The following is a 3,192-nucleotide window of genomic DNA, read 5'->3' on the forward strand; positions in this document are numbered from 1 at the left end:
ACCAGGAGTCGCAGAGCGCTCCAAAGCGGCAACCACCCCCTCGTCAGGCTGCATCAACAACTGAGGCCTGGCAAGCCTTGGCGACTTGACAGCGGTTAGGAACTCAACGGCTCGGCTTACAAGTCCCATGTCTGGCGAAAAGCCTGTCAGGCCATGGGGTTGAAGGCGAAGAAGACCAGGCCCTACACCCCGAGGACCAACGGTAAGGCCGAGCGGTTCATCAAAACCCTGCTGGAGGAGTGGGCGTATGTGATGCCCTATGGCTCCTCAGCGGCTCGCAACGAGCTGCTGACGGCCTACCTGCGGATCTATAACGGCCGTAGGTGCCACATGGCCCTGGGTGGCCTCACCCCCCAGCAGCGGCTTGGTCAGCTGCAGGCATGAACAACCTGGTGGGAAATCACACCTAAGGAAGCTCTGAGCAACAAGGACTTGAGCGGCTCCTGAGATCAGACCATCGCTGGATTGCTCCTCCGGCTGTGCTCAGGGATTTATATGTGCGCAATCAAGGTGATCTTATGCCCCATTTCTGCTGCCTTGCACCCGTGAATGGCCTCATTCGGGCACACCACGCCCCTGATTATGAAGTAGTAAGCAACTAACGCCGCGCCAGGAACAGATTCGTCAGTGCAGCCAGCACGCTCACCTTGCAGCGGTTCTTGGCCATGCCACGCAGCCTGGTCTTCTGAAACCCCAACTGCTGATTGATCACGCGAAAGCGATCAGGGCCTGCCACGGCACCACCGAGTCCATCTCAGCCAGGCACTTCTCACGCTTGGTGCGCTTCTTGGCGGTGGTCTGCTCGTAATCTCTAAATCCCAGCTGCTTGCCGCCCATCACCCCAGTCCAGGACTGTGATCACAGGATCATTGTCCCGTGATCACCCTGGGTTTTTCAGGGTTTCCCTAACGCTCGACGGATGAGCAGCAGCCATGAGGGGGTCCCCAAGGCATCTCTATTGTGTAAAATGTGTCGTTAGTGAAGCCAGAAGAATGACCTGGAAGCCCAAGAAGCTCTATTCGCAAAATTTTGAAGACTTATACCTTTGGAGGCTACTTAGGGATAGAAATACTGGCTTCTACATTGACGCCGGGGCATTCCACCCCCAGATCGATAGCGTAACAAAAATATTCTACGACCAAGGATGGAATGGCATTAACATCGAGCCTTTGCCAGATAAAGTTAGACTGTTTCAGGCGGAGCGGCCTAGGGACATTAATTTACAGCTGGCTGTTTCCCAGTCTTCAGGAAAGGCAGACTTTCATGCATATGGAGGTTCCGGCCTCGGGTCCCTTAAGCACACCTCAATAAAGATGAGCTCAGAACATGCTCAACAGCACTCTGTCATCGAGGTCAGAGTTGCCACGCTAAGGGAAGTTGTTGATGCATACAACCCATCAAAGATTGACTTTCTCAAGATTGACGTTGAAGGAAGTGAGCTAGATGCTCTAAAAGGTTTTTTTGTCGATGACCTGAGACCCGGCCTACTCCCCTCTATAATCGTAGTTGAGGCCACTGAGCCGAACTCTCGCATTGAATCCTTGGCTAGGCAAGAGTCCAATAACTTGCTTGAGTCGGAAGGATATCTGCGATTCTTCCACGATGGTCTAAATGATTACTTCTGCAGACACCACGATTTTGAGCGATTTCGAGATCTGTGTGTCCCCCCTAACGTTTTCGACGGAGTCCCAGCGACCCCATCCGCAATTAATGCTCTAGAAGAAAAGCTAAGTGAGAAAAATTCCAAGGCAAAGCTAAACGAAGAGCAGCTAAGAATTGCCACGAACGAAATTGGCCTGCAGCTAGCTAAAATCAAAGAACTCCAAGAGGACAGAGAGAGGCTGGAAGCCGATATGAGGGGTGAGCAACAAAGACTTCTCGGAGAAATTTCCTCTCTGGAGCTAAAAGTAAACGAACTTAGCCTGGAGGTCGAACTCTATTCCGCAAGACTTGCACAGACCCAGGATGACTTAAAAAGTTATTACAGCGAGGCTATGGATGCGCGTGATCTCCTTAAGCGGCAACAGGACAAGCTTATTTGGCTCAGGGCCCAGCGGCAGCTCGCGGAAGATCTTATTTCAGAATATTCCACTAGGCTGCATCACTTCCAGCAAACCTTCGGCCGAATTGCCGGCGGCAATGGCTTTAGTCCTTGACACTTGAGCCCTCTCCCTAGGCTGATTCAGCGTCCGTCACAGGTTCTCGTGCCGAGGCTGAGAGCATGGGTTGAGGTTGACGGAATGGGGCCCTCCCTGTGCCCGAAAGCGCCTCGTACTGCCAACAATCTTGATCTGAATCTGACCAGCCACCTCAAGGCCATCCCGGACGCCCGGATGCTGCGTGGGGTGCAGATTCCGGCTTGGTACCTGCTGCTGCTGGCGGTGCTGGGAATCCTGAGCCGCTGCCAGAGCCTGCGATACCTTGAGCGTTTTGCAATCCGCCACAACAGCGTGTTGATCGAGGTGCTGGGCCTAGTGTCCCGTCCCGGAGATTTGCGAGCAAAGTCGCTGGAGCTTCTCCAGGATTGAATCCGCCGTCGCGGTCCAGTTGAACGGGGCCTTGGTCTTGTTGTAGGCCGCCACGAACTTCTCGATTTTGGCGATCAGTTCCTTGATGCTGGAGAAGCTGCCGCGCCGGATGGCCCGCTGGGTGATGATGCCGAACCAGCGCTCCACCTGGTTCAGTCAGGAGGCGTAGGTGGGCGTGTAGTGCACGTGGAAGCGGGGCCGCTGTGCCAGCCAGGACCTGACCTTGGCGTGCTTGTGGGTGCAGTAGTTGTCCACCACCAGATGGATGTCCAGATCTTCCGGGACGGACATCTCGATCTGGCGCAGGAAGCCCAGGAACTCCTGGTGCCGGTGGCGGGGCTTGCACTGGGTGATCACCTCGCCGGTGGCGACGTCCAGAGCGGCGAAGAGGGTGGTGGTGCCGTGCCGGATGTAGTCGTGGGTGACGCCTTCCACGTAGCCCAGGCCACCGGTCCAGCGATACGAATGGGAGCGGCCCGGGGACCTGATCCACATCGATGTCAAGCAGCTGGCCCGGTTTCGCCAGGTGGGCCACCGGATCACCGGCAATCGCCAGCAAGGGCGCTCCTACGGCGTCGGCTACGACAAGGTTCACGTTGCGATCGACGACGCCACCCGCCTGGCCTACGTCGAGGTCTTGCCCGACGAGAAGGCGCCGACCACG

4 protein-coding genes and 2 pseudogenes are annotated in these 3,192 nt (G+C 55.9%); 4 read left to right on the forward strand and 2 right to left on the reverse strand.

The window, feature by feature from the left end:
- Positions 1-153: 153 nt before the first annotated feature.
- The gene (locus ACLNEE_RS16590; RefSeq protein ID WP_411424697.1) at positions 154-384 is read left to right on the forward strand and encodes an integrase core domain-containing protein; all 231 of its coding nucleotides are present in this window, start codon (positions 154-156) and stop codon (positions 382-384) included.
- 324 nt (positions 385-708) lie between these two features.
- On the opposite strand, the gene ACLNEE_RS16595 is transcribed toward ACLNEE_RS16590, so the two are convergent.
- On the reverse strand, positions 709-837 hold the full coding sequence (locus tag ACLNEE_RS16595) for a hypothetical protein (RefSeq protein ID WP_411424698.1): 129 nt from the start codon (positions 835-837) through the stop codon (positions 709-711).
- Positions 838-992: 155 nt separating this feature from the next.
- Between ACLNEE_RS16595 and ACLNEE_RS16600 the strand changes: the two genes are divergently transcribed.
- Both ACLNEE_RS16600 and ACLNEE_RS16605 read left to right on the forward strand, forming a co-directional pair.
- A complete protein-coding gene (locus ACLNEE_RS16600) occupies positions 993-2,156 on the forward strand; it encodes an FkbM family methyltransferase (RefSeq protein ID WP_411424699.1) in 1,164 nt (387 codons plus the stop codon).
- Positions 2,157-2,240: 84 nt separating this feature from the next.
- The gene (locus tag ACLNEE_RS16605) at positions 2,241-2,528 is read left to right on the forward strand and encodes a hypothetical protein (protein ID WP_411424700.1); all 288 of its coding nucleotides are present in this window, start codon (positions 2,241-2,243) and stop codon (positions 2,526-2,528) included.
- Here the strand turns inward: ACLNEE_RS16605 and ACLNEE_RS16610 are convergent.
- Positions 2,472-2,975, reverse strand: a pseudogene (locus ACLNEE_RS16610) (IS630 family transposase); the annotation flags it as partial. The gene ACLNEE_RS16605 and the pseudogene ACLNEE_RS16610 overlap by 57 nt on opposite strands.
- On the opposite strand from ACLNEE_RS16610, the pseudogene ACLNEE_RS16615 reads away from it, so the two are divergent.
- A pseudogene (locus ACLNEE_RS16615) lies at positions 2,968-3,192 on the forward strand (IS481 family transposase); the annotation flags it as partial. The pseudogenes ACLNEE_RS16610 and ACLNEE_RS16615 overlap by 8 nt on opposite strands.

The sequence above is a fragment of the Aphanothece stagnina RSMan2012 genome (assembly GCF_046764815.1).
Lineage (GTDB): Bacteria > Cyanobacteriota > Cyanobacteriia > PCC-6307 > Cyanobiaceae > NIES-981.